Annotated in this window: 11 protein-coding genes; 6 read left to right on the top strand and 5 right to left on the bottom strand. The window is 55.2% G+C overall.

What is annotated here, in order from left to right; translation table 11 throughout:
* Positions 1-26: 26 nt before the first annotated feature.
* Positions 27-3,059, bottom strand: a complete 3,033-nt coding sequence (locus AYI87_RS16250) for an EAL domain-containing protein (protein WP_144203767.1) — start codon at positions 3,057-3,059, stop codon at positions 27-29.
* 325 nt (positions 3,060-3,384) lie between these two features.
* Between AYI87_RS16250 and AYI87_RS16255 the strand changes: the two genes are divergently transcribed.
* A complete protein-coding gene (locus tag AYI87_RS16255) occupies positions 3,385-4,194 on the top strand; it encodes a substrate-binding periplasmic protein (protein ID WP_144203768.1) in 810 nt (269 codons plus the stop codon).
* A 90-nt stretch (positions 4,195-4,284) separates the two neighbouring features.
* Entirely contained in the window at positions 4,285-4,725 is a 441-nt protein-coding gene (locus AYI87_RS16260; protein WP_144203769.1) for a thioesterase family protein, read from the top strand.
* Between the two features lie 23 nt (positions 4,726-4,748).
* Here AYI87_RS16260 and AYI87_RS16265 read toward each other — a convergent pair whose 3' ends face one another.
* Together AYI87_RS16265 and AYI87_RS16270 are read right to left on the bottom strand one after the other, a co-directional pair.
* Positions 4,749-6,245, bottom strand: coding sequence for a putative bifunctional diguanylate cyclase/phosphodiesterase (locus AYI87_RS16265; RefSeq protein WP_144203770.1), 1,497 nt, complete (start codon positions 6,243-6,245; stop codon positions 4,749-4,751).
* Between the two features lie 71 nt (positions 6,246-6,316).
* The gene (locus AYI87_RS16270; RefSeq protein ID WP_144203771.1) at positions 6,317-7,159 is read right to left on the bottom strand and encodes an HDOD domain-containing protein; all 843 of its coding nucleotides are present in this window, start codon (positions 7,157-7,159) and stop codon (positions 6,317-6,319) included.
* A 290-nt stretch (positions 7,160-7,449) separates the two neighbouring features.
* Between AYI87_RS16270 and yegQ the strand changes: the two genes are divergently transcribed.
* Positions 7,450-8,808 (top strand): tRNA 5-hydroxyuridine modification protein YegQ, encoded by a 1,359-nt coding sequence (yegQ, locus tag AYI87_RS16275; RefSeq protein WP_144203825.1) that lies wholly within the window; start codon positions 7,450-7,452, stop codon positions 8,806-8,808.
* 435 nt (positions 8,809-9,243) lie between these two features.
* On the top strand, positions 9,244-10,572 hold the full coding sequence (locus tag AYI87_RS16280) for a phosphatase PAP2 family protein (protein WP_144203772.1): 1,329 nt from the start codon (positions 9,244-9,246) through the stop codon (positions 10,570-10,572).
* A gap of 16 nt (positions 10,573-10,588) precedes the next feature.
* On the opposite strand, the gene AYI87_RS16285 is transcribed toward AYI87_RS16280, so the two are convergent.
* Both AYI87_RS16285 and AYI87_RS16290 read right to left on the bottom strand, forming a co-directional pair.
* Positions 10,589-12,811, bottom strand: coding sequence for a protein-disulfide reductase DsbD family protein (locus AYI87_RS16285; protein WP_144203773.1), 2,223 nt, complete (start codon positions 12,809-12,811; stop codon positions 10,589-10,591).
* Positions 12,812-12,835: 24 nt separating this feature from the next.
* A complete protein-coding gene (locus AYI87_RS16290) occupies positions 12,836-13,978 on the bottom strand; it encodes a redoxin family protein (protein ID WP_144203774.1) in 1,143 nt (380 codons plus the stop codon).
* A 223-nt stretch (positions 13,979-14,201) separates the two neighbouring features.
* Here AYI87_RS16290 and AYI87_RS16295 point away from each other — a divergent pair, with 223 nt between their 5' ends.
* Complete coding sequence (locus tag AYI87_RS16295) at positions 14,202-15,041, top strand: helix-turn-helix domain-containing protein (protein WP_186300657.1); 840 nt, start codon at positions 14,202-14,204, stop codon at positions 15,039-15,041.
* A 300-nt stretch (positions 15,042-15,341) separates the two neighbouring features.
* Positions 15,342-15,599, top strand: coding sequence for a YfhL family 4Fe-4S dicluster ferredoxin (locus AYI87_RS16300; RefSeq protein WP_144203776.1), 258 nt, complete (start codon positions 15,342-15,344; stop codon positions 15,597-15,599).
* Positions 15,600-15,657 lie beyond the last annotated feature (58 nt).

Genomic DNA, 15,657 nt, shown 5'->3' on the forward strand with positions numbered 1-15,657 from the left:
AGGTAATGCTATCTTCACTGCAAAGGCTAGCGCGCCTCGGGGTTAACATAGAGGCGCTCAAACTCCGGTAGGGAGACAGGCTTGGAGTAGAGATAGCCCTGGGCAAAATCACATCCCGCGCTAGCCAGGATATCGTGCTGGAACTGGGTCTCCACCCCTTCGGCGATCACCTTGATCCCCAGCTTGTGGGCCATCACTATGATCGCCTCACACAGGGCCACACCGTCGCTGTCGGATTCGAGATTACGGGTAAATGACTGATCGATCTTGAGATAATCTATGTCGAACTTCTTCAGATAGGCCAGCGACGAATAGCCGGTACCGAAATCATCCAGAGACACCTGAATACCGGCGTCACGATAGGCCAGCAGCTTGTCGGTCACCCCCATGGAGGCATCCAGCAGCAGACCTTCGGTGATCTCGACACAGATGGCGTTGCTGGAGAGCTCGAGATGCCGTAGCAGCGCCAGCCAGTCGCTGAAGGTGTCACCCTCGTCCCTGAACTGGATCGGCGACTTGTTGATGCTGATCTGGATCTCGACGCCATGCTGAGTCCGCCAGCGGGCGCTCTGCTGGGCGGCCTTCTCAAATACCCAGTTGCCTATCTCGTTGATAAGCCCAGTCTCCTCCGCCACAGGAATAAACTCGCCCGGCGAGACCAGTCCCCGTTGAGGATGCACCCAGCGGATCAGCGCCTCCGCCTTGTAGACCCCCTGTTTGTTCATGTCGACGATAGGCTGGTAGAAGAGCTCAAACTCCTTGCGATTGATGGCGTTACGCAGATCTTTAATCAGCGCCATGCGATAGCGGGCGTACTCCTGCATCGACGGGGTAAAGTAATGGAAACGGTTGCGCCCCTGTTCCTTGGCAGCGTACATCGCCTGATCCGCATGTTTCAGCAGCCCCTCGATACTAGTGGCATCGTCGGGATAGATAGTAATGCCGATACTGGCGCTGATGTAGGCGGTCTCATCCCCCAGGCTGTAGGGCTCGGCGATGCGCTCCAGTATACTCTGAGCCACCCGCTCGACGCCGCTGGGGGAGTCGATCCCCGAGAGCACCACGGTAAACTCATCGCCCCCCAGGCGCGCCACCACATCCGACTCACGGATACAGCCCTTGAGCCGCTTGGCGGTCTCCTGCAACAAGAGATCTCCCATATCATGGCCCAGGGTGTCGTTAACCTCCTTGAAGAAGTCCAGATCCAGGAACATCAGGGCAAAGTGGCTATGATTACGATCGATACGCAATATCTCGGTATTGAGGTACTCCAGCAACATGCGGCGATTGGGCAGGCCGGTCAGGGGGTCGTAATTGGCCTGTTTCCAGATGATATGCTCCGCCTCTTTCTTCTCGGTGATGTCGGAGAAGAGCGCCACCCTACGGTACACCTGGCCGTGCTGGTCGAAGATGGTATTGATGGTCAACCAGACCATATACTCCTCGCCACTCTTGTTCTTGATCCACAGCTCCCCCTGCCAATAGCCGGTATCGCGAATGGCATTGTTCATCTCATCGTATTGGCTTCTCGGGGTGCGGGAACTCTGCAATATGCGGATGTTTTGCGTCAGCGCCTCCTCCTGGCTATACCCCGTAATCGCGGTAAAGGCAGCGTTGATGGTGATGATATGCCCCTTGTGATCCTGTACGCTCATGGCTTCACTGGAGTTGTTATACACAGAGGCCGCCAGCTCCAGCGACTCCTGCACCTTCTTCTGCTCGGTAATGTCCGAGTGCACACCGCACATGCGGGTCGGCAGGCCATTACGGTCGCGGCTAACCACCTTGCCGGTGTCCAAGATCCAATGCTCTTCACCGCTGAGGCTAATCAGTCGATATTCGATGTAATGTTTCTGAGTCTCTCCCTTGAGATGGCGATCGATGGAGTTCAGCACCGCCATCCTGTCCTGGGGATGGATGGCGTCAATCCAGATACGGCTGTCGCGATTAAGTCTTTCGAGGTCGCAGCCCAGCACCTTGGCACACCAGGGATTACGCTTGGTCTCGTTACTCTTGATATCCCAGTCCCACATGCCGAGATCGCTGCTTTCCAGCACCAAGGCCAGGCGCTCCTGACTGGTGCGCATCGCCATCTCCGCCCGCTTATGCTCAGTGATGTCGATAAGGCCGGCGATCACCATATCCACCATGTTATGGTTGCGGCGACAGGCCACCGTCAGGTGGGTATAGACGATCTCCCCATCTTTGGCGACGAAGCGCTTATCCATCTCATAGGCATCTATCTCCCCCTTTAACATGCGCTGGAACTGGGTCATATCCGCCTTAAGATCTTCGAAATAGGTCAGCTCGGTCCAGGTGCGATTGAGCAGTTCTGTCTCGGAATATTTGAGCATCTTACACAGGCGAGGATTGACCTTGATCCAGTGCTGATCGACCGAGGTGATGGCGATCCCCATGTTGCCGACGTTAAATTGCGAGCGAAAAATAAAGTCATCCTGAAGCTGGATCTTGGCGTCCCGCTCCACCTCCAGCCGCCTGGCCAGCAGCATGCCCAGCAGGGCCGTCACTATGGGAAAAATCAGCATCACAGGCAGGGCGATCTGCACCAGGAGATCGACAAACATGGAAAAGGGCAGAATAAACAGCAGCGACAGGGTCGAGAAATGCAGCAGGAAACCAAACAGGTACAACTCGATAAAGCCGAGATCGGCGATGGTGGTCTTGCGATAGTAGCGCCACAGACTACCAAACAGGGCGGAAACCAGAATCACTGTCACCCCGACCAGCATGCCATCCCCCCCCTGGAACAGGCGATAGGCACAGGCAACAGAAGCGGCGACGAAGGTAGGCAGCCCGCCGAAGAAGAGACCACTGATGGCCAACACTACAGAGCGGGTATCGATAAAGACCCCTGGCTGATATTCCCAGGAGGTCATCATGGTCAGCACGGTCACGCCGCCTATCACAGCCCCCATGATGAGGCGCCACAACAGAAAATACTCGCTACGATGGTGCCGCGGCACCGCGTCGTAGATAAATACCATGATCAACAAGAGCGCGGCATTTTGAGAGAGCGAAAATAATGTATCTTGATTCATACAAGGCTTAAATTTTCTCGAGGCTAAGTTTTTTATTATCAACCTGATAACATCATTCAGAGTGTAGCAGAAGCCCCGAAAAAAAAACCCACTAAATCATAATAAGCTAATGATTTTGAACGCCTCTCCCCTATCCCGCTAACCCCTTGCCAGCCATACAAATCACCGCCTAAGCGCCGCGCTATAGCCTAAATCGCCTAAGCTACGCACAGATGTAGCTCGAATGCTACAAAAAACACCCCGTCAGCCGCAGCAATGCAGTTGATCTCCCTCGAAAACCCCTTATCATGGGCAACATAAGGACGCGACCGCTGCAAGGAATCTAATGTTGCCCCCCAGCTTATCTCGGCAAATCAATCACCTCACCTCAGGCCTGACACTCATGTTGGCGCTTTTTTGCTTCACCGTCACTGGCCAGGAGCTGAGTATGGCCTCGGCCGGCAGCCCGTCGGCGCCGCTCAAGGTCAAGCTGGCCGCCGAAGATAACTGGGCGCCTTTTGCCGATCCCTATGGCAAAGGCCTGTCCCATCGTCTGGTCAAGCAGGCGTTTGCCCGGGTCAATGTCGATGTCGACAGTCTGGTGGTCTCCTATGCCCGCGGCGTGGTGATGACCAAGCAAGGCATAGTAGATGGTGTCTTTAATCTGCACAAAGAGCGTAAGACCCAGGAGGAGTTTGTCTTCGGCCAGATCCCCCTGTTCACCACATCGGCCTCCTTCTATCAGAATAATGCCCATCCGCTGCAGGCAGAGGACAAATGGCACCTGCCCCAAGGGTTACTTGTCGGCATCATCAAGGGCTATGAATATGGCGATGAGCTGTCTGAGCTTAAACAGCTCAAATTAGTCGAGGTGGACAATCACAATCAGCTGATCAACCTGTTGCTGCTCAACCGCATCGATGCCGCCATCATGTACGACGAGGTAGCCAATCAGTATCTTGGTCAGATGGGGGTCGGCAAGGTGATTAGCCGCAGCGTGCACAATCATACCGGCGACCTCTATGTGGCCTTCTCCAAGCAGCGTCCCAACGCCCAGCTGTTTGCCGACAAGCTAGATCTCGGCCTCAAGGCCCTTAAGCAAGACGGTAGCTATCAGAGCATAATGAACAGCCTACAGGCGATCGCCAGCAAATAGCGCCTTAACACACCACTCGCCAACAAGTCGTGCCATGACAGAGCGAGAGTATGCTATGCTGTCGCCTCTCTTATTTAGCCCAGACTCCAGATGAAGCCAGACGATAAGTTCAGCCCTACCTTTCATTTTCCGGTGCAGATCTACTACGAAGATACCGACTTTTCCGGCGTGGTGTACCATCCTAACTTCTTGAAATATTTCGAACGGGCCCGCGAGCATGTGATCGGCGCCGAGCGACTGGCGGCCCTCTGGCAGCAGCACGGCCTGGGTTTTGCCGTCTATCGCAGCGACATGCTCTGCCATGAAGGGGTTGAATTTGCCGACGTGGTGGATGTGCGTACCCGCTTCTATTTCGAGAGCAAGTATCGCACCGTGTGGCAGCAGGAGATCTGGCGCCCCAAGGGCACCAAGCCGGCGGTGACCGCCCATATCGAGATGGTCTGCATGAACAAGGCGAGGCAGCTCTGCCCCATGACGCCGCCCCTCATCGAGGAGCTCGGCCGTCACTTCAACCAGGCCATCAGCCTGTAATAAAGCCTTTTAGCTCTTAAATCCTAGCAGAGCGGCCGATTTAACTTGCGCCAATGCATCTCAAGCTCTGGCGCCCGCATCGGCTTGGCGTAAATATCCCCCTGCACCTTATCGACCCCCATCTGCTGCAACAGCTTAAATACCGGCATCTGCTCGACGCCCTCGACGGTCACCGAAAAGTCTAGTCCTTTGGCCAAGTCGACGGCGCTGCGAACGATATGCTGCGCCCGTGGATCCGACTCCAGCCCGGTCAGGAAAGCTCTGTCTATCTTAACTTCGTCCACCGGCAGGTGTTTGAGATAGGCCAGCGAGGAGTGGCCGGTACCAAAATCATCTATCGCCACCTTGACGCCAGCGCGCTTGAGGCGATTGAGCACGGCCACGGTGCGCACCATGTCTGTCATCAACTGGCTCTCGGTGATCTCGATAGAAAGCACCTGAGCACTGAGGCCATGTTGCTTCAGGCGGGTAATGATCCGCTCACTCAGCTGCTTCTCGCTCAGATCGTCGATCGCCAGATTGATCGCCAGCTGCAGGCGAATATCACTCTCCTGCCAGCGCACCTGCTGCAACAGCACCTGATCGACCACCCACTGGCTGAGCAGGCTGATCATCCCGGCACACTCTAAAAGCGGAATAAACTCACCCGGGGAGACAGGCCCAAGCACAGAGCTGTCCCAGCGGATCAGGGCCTCGGCATGGGTACAATCTCCTGTAGCCAGATTATATTTGGGCTGAAACACCAGATAGAGCTCGTTTTGCTCCAGCGCCTTGGGGAAACAGCTGACTATGGTCAACTGTCTGTGCTGACTGCGATCGTCCCCTTCCTGATAGGCGGCGATATAGTTGCTGGCCGACTTGGCCCGCACCAATGCCAGATCCAGGCGCCGCAGCATCTGACTGACGTCGGCGTGGTGCAATGACAGCTCAAGATAGCCAAGTTGCAGCTGCAAATTGATCACGGTTCCCTTGATACTGATGGGCTGCGCCAGTCCCTGCTGAAACCCCATAAGCTCGGCCTCGCTCATGGGAGTATTAAAGTAGATCAGAAACTCATCTTCATTCATCCGCGCCAGCATGTCCTTATCGCCGATGCGCCGTTCCAAGCGCTCCGCCAAGGCCTGCAGCAGCTTATCCCCCAGGGAGAAGCCAAAGAGATCATTCACATAGCGAAAGCGGTGGATATCGATAAGCACAAACATCCCATGGGTGAGAGGCATCTTGCGGGTCAACTTAGCCTTGAGGCCAACGCGATTGAGCAGCCCGGTTAGCTTGTCGCGACCCTTTGGGGGCGGTAGTTGTTTCAGCAGGTGTTGCAGCTGCACATAGAGGGGGATAAAACGGTAGGGAATGGTGGCAATATTCAGGGGCTGGCGCACCTTATGTTGCTGACTTAGCTGGGTCACCAGACGTTTAAGAAACTTAAGCTCAGTGCGCCTATGCCAGTACCAGTAGATGATACCAGCGATGCCGATTGCTATCAGATAGACTATTAACCAAATCAGCTCAGTTGCCGTCACACAATCCCTAATATTTTGATAAATAAAGAAACGACAAGACGGATCGGCACACTCTGCCGACCAGATCTTATCTATTCATAACTTAATTTAATCGAATGGTAGTTGTCGAGAAATTCATCCGATCCCAGATATTCTGGGCTCACGGGTAAGCCACGCTGAAGGAACACGTCCAGGCGCTCCTCCAGATCGTGACCGGCGCGCAGCTCGCCGGTATAGAAGGCGGCGGCGCGCACGAAATCCAGATAGGTCACCTGCTCTGGCAGATAGGGCAGATCCGCCCAGCGCTCGACCACCTCTGTCACCTCGGGCGAGAAGTCCCAGCTCTTGAGCACGGCGCGACCTAGCGGTCCCTGCATCTTTCTCACCAGCGCCCTGAGTTGCTCTATACTGGTAAACAGATGAGGATTGGCCTCGGCCTCGGTCAGTACCGGCAAGGCGCCAATATTGTGCACCAGGCTCGCCAGGGTCAGGGTGTCGTAATTGAGTCCACAGCCCTTATGGGTCTTAGAATACTTAAGCAGCAGTGCGCAGGCCGCCGAGGTCACCTCGATAGAGGCACGCCACACTTCATCCATCACCTCCCAGACCATCTCGTTGGTGGAGATAAACAGCTGCTCCATGGCCACTGAAGTCGCGATCGCCTTGATCTGGGTCAGGCCAATGCGGGTCACCGCCGCGTTGATGTTTTCAGCCTTGATACCACGGCTATACATGGCGCTGTTGGCCACCTTGATCATACGGGCCGAGATGGCGGCATCCTGACCGATTATTTCGGCCACCTGCTTAGGGCTGGAGTCGGGGCGGGAAACCACCTCCTGAACGCGCATTGCTACCTCGGGCAAAGTCGGCAAGACCAAAGCATCTGCCTTTAACTTTTTCAGTAACCCAACCAGTAGTTGATGCTCGTTAGACATGCAAACTCCTTAAAAAACTATGCCCATATTGATGTTGCCAGAGAGTATATCAGCACTCTTGCTAACCGTGATGGTAAAAATCATCCATCCAGTTAAGAATTTGTGTAATTTTAGCTAAGTTTAAGATTATAGGTTATTAATTGGCTTAAATTTCTCCTGTTTGCCCGCTTTTATCGTCAGTCATTGACGGCTGTCGATAAAATAAACAACTTCTGATTTGCATAAGCCTTGTCCCATTGAGTAAAATGCCCGCCCCAAGTTTGTTCGATACCTGTTAATTGAGAGAAATGATGTTTAAACCTGAGCTGCTGTCTCCTGCCGGGACCCTAAAAAATATGCGTTATGCCTTCGCATATGGCGCCGATGCGGTTTACGCTGGCCAACCGAGATATAGCCTGCGTGTCAGAAACAACGATTTCAAGATGGAAAACCTCGCAACGGGTATCCAAGAGGCCCACAGCCTGGGTAAGAAACTCTATGTGGTGAGCAACATCGCCCCCCACAACACTAAGCTCAAAACCTACATCAAGGATATGGAACCTGTGGTGGCCATGCAGCCCGATGCGCTGATCATGTCAGACCCAGGTCTTATCATGATGGTGCGCGAAGCCTTCCCGGATCAGACGGTGCATCTATCTGTTCAGGCTAACGCCATCAACTGGGCCTCGGTCAAGTTCTGGCAGCAACAAGGGATCAAGCGTGTGATCCTCTCTCGTGAGCTGTCGCTGGATGAGATCGAAGAGATACGTCAACGCTGCCCTGACATAGAGCTCGAGGTCTTCGTGCACGGCGCCCTGTGTATGGCTTATTCAGGCCGTTGCCTGCTCTCTGGCTATATCAACAAGCGCGACCCTAACCAGGGTACCTGCACCAACGCCTGCCGCTGGAAGTACGACGCCCACGAGGCGGTGCAGACAGAGACCGGCGACATAGTGGCGGTTAACCCCGAGGTGCAGATGCACAACCCAACCCTGGGCGAAGGCGCACCGAGCAGCGAGATCGTCTTGCTACAAGAGGCGGGACGTCCGGGCGAATATATGCCAGCCTTCGAAGATGAGCATGGCACCTATATCATGAACTCCAAGGATCTACGCGCCATCCAGCACGTCGAGCGTCTGACCAAGATGGGTGTAGATTCACTGAAAATCGAAGGCCGTACCAAGTCCTTCTACTATGTGGCCCGTACCGCCCAGCTCTATCGTCAGGCGATCGAAGATGCCGCGGCAGGTCGCGAGTTTAACCCGGCGCTTATGTACCAGCTCGAAGGGCTAGCGCACCGAGGTTACACCGAGGGCTTCCTGCGTCGTCACGTGCACGACGAGTACCAGAACTATGACTATGGCTACTCCATCAGCGATACCCAGCAGTTTGTCGGCGAGTTTACCGGCAAGCGCAACGCCAAGGGGATGGCGGAGATCGACGTGAAGAACAAGTTCTCCGTCGGCGACAGCGTCGAACTGATGACGCCCCAGGGCAACATCAACCTGACCATAGAACACCTGGAAAACCGCAAGGGCGAGAGCGTCGAGGCGGGACTAGGTTCGGGTCACTTCGTCTATCTGCCGGTACCGGCCGAAGTCGAGGTCGAGCGTGCCATCCTGATGCGTAACCTGACGGGCGAGCAGAGCACACGTCAGCCACACCCTTAAGATTCGCCTCGAGCGACTTAAACACAGCCTTTAAACAGCCCGAATCTCTCGGGCTGTTTTTTATTTCCAGAAAATAAGCCTAGCTCAACGCCTAGCGCAACGACTTACTCTGGTTCTGACTAAGCGACTTAACTTAAGCGACTTACCTTAAGCGACTGAACTTAAGCGACTTACCTTGAGCGACTATGGCCGAGTGCCAGACTCGGCAAGCACCTGCTCCGCGAACGCCTCCCTATATCTGGCTCTAACCCTAGACATAGCCACGCCTCGCACACGCTCCACACCCAAGTCTTACAACTGACTCCAACATTCAAGTCCCACGCCCACACCAGAGTCCGTTACATCTTCACATTTTTTCTACAACTGGGTAGCAAGCCAGCCATTAGCTGTTACACTGAAACGCATAGTTATCTTGATGAAATACAAGGCATAAAAATGATGACTCCCCGCGCTTCCGTAAAATATCTACTCCCAACTCTAATGGCCGCTAGCCTGGCATCACCGACGGCCTACGGCAAGAGTGAGATCCTCGAGGGCCAGTCAGGCACTGTCTCTGAGGTGGGGGATGTGGTGCAGATCGCCCTGCCCGCCGCGGGCCTAATCGGCGCCCTCTGGATAGGCGATACCGAAGGCGCCTGGCAGGTCACCAAGGGAGTCGCAGCCACGGCGGCCATCACACATACCCTGAAGTTTGGCGTTGAGCGCCTGCGACCCGATGGCACAGAGTCCAACTCCTTCCCCTCGGGTCACACCTCGGCGGCCTTCTCCGGCGCCGCCTTTATTCATCACAGATACGGTAACGCCTACGGCATTCCGGCTTATGCGGCGGCGGCCTTCGTGGGCGGCAGTCGCATCTGGGCCAACCGCCACTACATGGACGATGTGCTGGCCGGCGGCTCCATCGCCGTGATGACCAGCCTCTATTTTACCGACCCCTATGCCCAGACAGATCTGGTGATCGCCCCAAGCCTGGGGGAAGACCATATTGGCCTGGCGCTGAGCTACACCCCAGGGCTGGCAGGCAACAAGGGCCCACGTGCCGAGCGTGTAAATAGCGATAGTTGGGGCCAGCAAGACAAGCCGCTCAATAACAGCTACACCCTGATGATCGGCGGCTTCGACACCGACACTAACTATATTCGCGACAAGCAGGAAACCGGCTTCGACCTTAACGGCTTCAGCAAAGAGAGTGAACCCAACACCTACGCCTCGGCACTGGTCAACTGGGGGATGGGCAAGCAGCAATATCTCTCCTTCAGGTTTACCCCCTTGGAGGCCAGAGATACCAGCGTGCTCAACCAGGACATCGGCTTTAACGGCAAGCGCTACGCCGCCGGTAGCGAGGTTATCGCCGCCTATCGCAGCTGGAACCTCTCCGCAGACTATATGTTTAACCTGATGCCAAAGAGCGACTGGATAGTGAATGTCGGCGCCGGTATCAGCCTGATCGATCAATGGATCCGCCTCGATGACCTGGAGGGCGGAAACCTTGGAGAGTTTAACGACTTCTTCATCGTCCCCGCGGCCGCAGCGGAGCTGGGTTATCGCTTTACCCCGGCAGTCAAAGCCAGCCTGGGTTATCGCATTACCGGTCTCTCCGATTTTGATTCCAGCGCCTTCTGGGGCGATGTCACCTACCAGATCAACGAGCGCTGGGCGGCCTCAGTCTTCTATGGTCAGCTAGAGCAGACCTCGGATACCGACGAATATTATAACGACGCCCGCTTCAACTTCGCAGGCTTTGCCGTCACCTATAGCTTCTGAGCCAGCTCTGGTGACATCAACCTCCTGCGCTGGCTTTCTCTATCAGCAGGGAGGGGGTCAAAAGTTGCGGCAACACCTGCGGCGCTGGATTGCCCTTGCTGTACCAGAGATACAGCGGCACTCCTGAGCGCCGATTTTTTGCCAGGAAGCGGGTGATCGCCGGATCGCCCTTGGTCCAGTCGCCTAGCATCACAGCCGTATTTGCACGGGCGAAGGCAGCCTGGGTCTCCTGGCGCTCGATAGCCACCCTCTCAATAACCTGACAGGTTAAACACCAGTCGGCGCTGAAATACACAAACACATCCTGCTGTTTGACCAGGTCCGATAGGCTAGCCTCATCGAACGCCAGATGGCGTACTGCCTCAGCCGCAGCACCAGCCTTCATCTCAGTACTCGTCGCCGAGTTCGCTCCGAGATGATTGCTGCCTCCGGGCGCCGCAATCATCAGAGTGCCGCCAACAAGGATGACGATCGGCACCAGCGGCCACCAGGGGCGGTGGCGACCCGAGCGTTGCAACAGCCCCATCAGCCATAGTGCCAGGCTCAACAAAAGCACAAGCAGCAAGGCGATGAACAGATAGACGCTGTCAGCTTGCTGCATCAATACCCATACCAGCCCCAAGGCCGTCAAGAACATGGGCACGGCAAAGCAGCGTTTCGCCGTCAGCATCCAGGCGCCGGGTCTTGGCATGCGTTTGCGCAGCGCCGGAATGAAACCCACCAGCAAGAAAGGCAATGCCATCCCCAAGCCCAAACCGGCGAACACCATGAGGCCTACGCTGGTCGGCAGCAACATGGCTGCACCTAGGGCCGTCGCCATGAAGGGACCGGTGCAAGGTGTCGCCACAAAGGCGGCCAGTACGCCGGTCCAAAAATCTCCCGCTGGCCCGGGCTTTTGTTGCAGCTTGCTTCCAGAGCTCAGGGTACCCAACTCAAACAAACCGGCCAGATTGAGCCCTATGGCCATCATCAGCAGGATGAGTGCCACTATGATCTCCGGACGCTGCAGCTGAAACGCCCAGCCCACCTGATGGCCAAACGCCCTAAGCATCAAGATAAGCGCGCCCAGTAGGACGCACACCAACACGGCTCCCAGGGTATAGGCCAACGCGCCTGTTTTGGCTGTCCGCTCGTCACCCAAGTTGGTCAGGCTGAGTACCTTCAAGCTGAGAATGGGAAAGACACAGGGCATCAGATTCAGCAAGAGTCCGCCCAACACGGCGCCAAATACAGCCACCGCAGCTGTGACCAGCAGATTGCCGGGCGACTCTGGCTGTATAGCGGCAATTGAATAGTCCTCTTGGGTTGGCACTGCGACCTGAGCCGTCAAGGCCGATGCGGTTGGAAACGCCAAGGCGCCTTCCGGCTGCCGAACTGCCCTGAATCTGACGGCCAGCGACTCATTTAGGGTGATCACCCCATAAAAGTCACTGAGATCTCCCTCGCCATAGCCATAGCCATCACCATCACCGGCTGCAGTCGTCATCAAGAGGCGATCGCCCTTTCTGATAAAGTTCTGCGGCGCCGTGTTTGAAATCACCCCGTTCACCTCTGGGTAAAGATGGGCAACGTCAGTCAGCTGAGCAGATTCAGGCAGAGGGAGTGACAACGCAAATTGCCCATCTTGAATGCTAAACTCGGCGCTGGCCACAATCGGCCTTGGCAGTTTTTGGCGCCAGCCATCGAAGGTCTCGCGAACCTCTTGAGTCGCGCCGCCATCCCCTACGCTGAACTGCTTATGAAGACGCTGCTGCTCCGGCAGACACAGCTTGGGACTGCATACCAGATAACGAAGATCCGCAGTCAGGGTAATAAGGCTGCCGATCGGCAGATCTTCGTCTATGTGCAGCGGTGCCAACAGGGCGTAGTCACCGTGATAGATGTAATTCATCAGACCGCTGGTCAGCAACTGCTCGGACGCAGGATATTGCAGCTCGCCTATAGTCACCCCGTCAGGCAGCTGCCATTGCACCTTTAATGGAAAGCCGGCATCCCCTGGGTTAATCCAGTAGCCGTGCCAACCTGCTGCGGGAGACATAGTGATTGCCAGCGTAGTTTCGGCGCCGGGCGCAGGCGCGCCGGACTCCAGCATTAGGGATGCCGTTATCTTTCGGCCGCCCTCGTTACTGGCCTGCACTGGCATGGCCTGCGCTGGCAAAACCTGAGCCTGAATGGCCAAACACAACATCAGCCAAAAACCGGCAGCAGCTTGCGCCAATAAGGTTCTGTTTTTAAACATGTACCTGAACTCCAAGCGCGTGATTTATTTGCGTTTAAGGTCGGCGAGCAGCGACTCGAGGCGCTCGGTAAAGTCGGGAGCCCGCAGGCTAACCTTTTCGGTGATTTTGCCCGTCTCATCGATAAAGACGATAGTCGGCAGCTGAGTAACGCCGAATCGCTCGAACAGGCTGCCATCCTCATCGAAGACTATAGGTAAGCGAGTGTGATAGTTGCTCTGATACTCGACCAGATCGTCCTGGGTGGACCAGAGGTTGCTGGAGAGATGCAGCCACTGGACGGCGTTATCTGCTGTGGCGTTCTCTGCAGTGGCATTATCGGCAGCGACATCAGCAGCAAACTGCTCGACCCGCTCCCGCACCAACTGGCAAGACTTGGCCGTCTTAGGTTCGGACTCTGCCAGGTACCACTCACACCAAGGGGCGAAGAACACGAGTCCGGTTGCCTTGTCATGGCGCGCCGGCGACGGCAAAGGGTAGTCACTGTTATCGAGCGCCCTCAATGTCATAGGGCTCACCTCTGCACCTAGCTCGTAACCGGATGCAGGCTCAGAAACCGAGGTTGGCTCTGCGAGTTCTCCTGCGACAGCATAACCACTGGAAGGAGTCCCGGCGATAACCTGCTCCAATGCCTGATGAAACGCCTCGTCATCCTGATGTCCAACGTAGGCGATGCGGCCATTCTTATCGATCAAGAAATGCTGCGGCGTCACCCGTAACTTAAAGGCCCGCGCCAGGGAGCCGTCATCTATGGTCACCGGCATCTTGAGGCCTGTCTTCTTTACAAAGGCGCCGACTGAATTACTGTCGTCACTGATCCCAGTATTTACGGCAATCACCTGCAGCTTGTCGCCATATTCTTGATAGATCTTTTCAAATCCGGGCATCTGCTGGCGGCAAGGGACGCACCAGGTCGCCCAAAACTTGATGTATACAGGCTTGTTGCCATACAGCTCGCCAAGGTTGATCTTGTCCCCGGCTAAGGTGGTCAGCTGGCGCTGCGGCGCGGGCGTACCAAGCAGTTCGCTGCCGGCAAGCTTGGCCCTTCTCTCCCCCTCGGCGCCATAATCATCTTCTGCCAACGCCTGCCCCAAAAACGCCGCAGACAGCAGCAGGGTGGACAGGCTGACGGTTAGCCACTTGAAGGGGTTAATTGTTTGGAGTTTCATGCTGGGTTCCCATATTCGATGATGCTAAATGAAGGCCGCAGGCCAAAGGGTAAAACCTGGCGAGCGCACAAGTTCAACCTGCCATGGCAGATATCGCGGCTAAAGGCATCTTATGTAAATCTTGGAAATGCGAATTGTAAAATTTCGACATTTCATTAAGATTCGAAGGGGACGACTCGCTTTTACCGCCATCCATGCACAGATAAACTGGACTGAGAGGTTAATGGAGCAGATTAACATGCCAACCTTGGCACACCTTGGTTTTCAGCGCTTTCTCCCCTGCGTTGCGCTTCAGCCCTATATCCAGTGTTACTGGCACATTGTTAGGGCTGCGGGAGCTGAGTCGCTGTCGACAGAGTTTATGCATCCTGAGGGCGGTAGTGGCATCATCTTCAACTTCGGCGCGCCGATTCACTTGGATGGCAAGCAACACGGTGCCCACTGCCTGGTGACGGGGCCCACGAGGCAAAGCACCAAACTGGAACTGTCGGGCAAGGTAGATGCCTTAGGGGTGCGCTTCTGGCCCGGTAGCGGACGCGCCTTCCTAAATGCCCCCCTGTCGGAGATGCTAGGGCAAAACCTGACGCCAACGGATCTATCCCTTGCGCTACTCGGCGATGAGTTGACCGAGCGCCTGGCCGCGCTGCCAACGGCGCCGACGCGAATTGCCCTGCTAGAAAACAGATTGCTGCACTATCTGGCAGCCAGAGAGTCAATGATTGATGCCAGTGAATCTAGGATGAGGCACGCCTTAAACTGGATCACCAGACAGAGAGGCCAGGGAGAGCTGCGCCACTTATTAAGCGAGCTAGATATCGGCCAGCGCCAGCTGGAGCGTCTATTCCTGCAAGATGTAGGCATGACGCCGAAAAATTACAGCATCATACAGCGCACCGCCTATGCCAAGGAGCTACTTAGGCATGACACCGGCAAGTCACTTACCGACATCGGCTATCACGCCGGCTTCTACGACCAGGCTCACTTCATACGAGAGTTCAAGAAAGTCATAGGCATCACGCCGGGCATTTATCGAAACAAGGCCTTACACAACCCAAAACGCTAGTTTGTCGCAATTAGGATAGCTCCAAGCAAGGAGAGACACTCCCGTCGAGGCTCTGGTCCTTAGGGAGAAGAGGTGTGTGCCTGAGTCTGACGGCAAAAAGCCCCACCTAGCCAACGCTATTTTGTCATCGGATAACCAAAGCCTGTGATACAATAGGCGCTAAGCGATTGTCTCTAGTAAATGAGATAAAAAATCAGCACAAGACAAGGCCCTTAAACGGGCGAAATAAGATTATCGATAACAATCACAAATAAACTTAACTGATTGTTATAAAAGGCAAGTATAAGGTATTACAACTAGATGGCATTACTGATCGACGACAGCTGTATTAACTGTGACATGTGTGAACCTGAGTGTCCCAACCAGGCGATCACTATGGGGGAAGAGATCTATGAGATAGATCCTAACCTGTGCACCGAATGCGTCGGCCACTACGACAAGCCTACCTGCGTCTCCGTCTGCCCCATCGACTGTATCGACCCGGACCCTGACCATGTGGAGTCCCAGGATGAACTCCTGGTCAAGTATCACCTGATCACCGGCAAGCCGATCGATTAAGTGACCAACAAGCGTTAACCGTCTCCAAATAAACAAAAAGCGAAGCCTTAGCTTCGCT

The sequence above is a fragment of the Shewanella sp. KCT genome, from assembly GCF_007636505.1.
GTDB lineage: Bacteria > Pseudomonadota > Gammaproteobacteria > Enterobacterales > Shewanellaceae > Shewanella > Shewanella halotolerans.